This window comes from Photobacterium sp. WH24 (assembly GCF_019204055.1).
Lineage (GTDB): Bacteria > Pseudomonadota > Gammaproteobacteria > Enterobacterales > Vibrionaceae > Photobacterium > Photobacterium arenosum.
The window spans coordinates 1-782 of record NZ_JAGSOZ010000059.1 but is presented as its reverse complement, the minus strand read 5'-3'; the positions used below and the strand labels follow the sequence as shown (position 1 = coordinate 782).

Here is a 782-nt window from a genome sequence, read left to right as displayed (position 1 = left end):
AGTTGCAGCACCCCTGCCTTACGGATAACGTCCTCAAAAGCAATATCTGCATCACGTGAAAGCAATGTGACGTTAATTTCAAAAGGTTGAAACAGACGCTCGGTGATCTTAAATTCTTCAACACGGAATTCGTGTTCTGTTTCTTCGATAGAGAAGGAAAATTGAACCGGATTACTCATTACTTTTACCTGATACAACTATGACAAAAGGGGCCGGAACCGGCCCCCATGAATCGGCGTTATTACGCTTCGCGCGGCGTACGCCAGTCGTCGTTACCTGCAGTACCACAGACTTCGTGGGTTACTTCAATGGCGCGGTAAGTCAGTTTCAGTACTTCTTCAACCACACGGTCAGAAGTAGCTGCATCCTGGCAGTGCGCCATACGGGTTTGCATATCAACCAGCAGTGCATCAATCAGTTTGATGGTGTAGTAATGCTCTTGCTTGCCTTGAGTCGAAGTGCGGTAGAAGTTGATGTAAGCTTCTGGCAGCTTCTCACCGCTGACCAATGCGTTGAACAGCAATGGCGAAGTACGGTCTTGCTGCTTAGTCACGATAATTGGACGGTGAACACGCTGACCTGTTGGCTGACCGCTTTGTGGGTCACGAGGAACAGTCAGAACATGGTCCAGTTCCTGAACCAGGAATTCGTCAACGTGCGCTTCCTGCCAAGTGTTACCAACAGAATCTGCCGTGTAAGCATCTTTAGTAATGTGGCCCTGAGTTTCACCATGAATAGACATATAAGCTGGAGTTGGCATAATCACTTTCCCTTAAATTTTA

At 47.4% G+C, this 782-nt stretch carries 1 protein-coding gene; it reads right to left on the bottom strand.

All coding sequences use genetic code 11. From position 1 onward, the window contains the following. Positions 1–241 precede the first annotated feature (241 nt). Entirely contained in the window at positions 242–760 is a 519-nt protein-coding gene (locus KCG43_RS21310) for an Hcp family type VI secretion system effector (RefSeq protein ID WP_192016345.1), read from the bottom strand. Between the last annotated feature and the right edge of the window lie 22 nt (positions 761–782).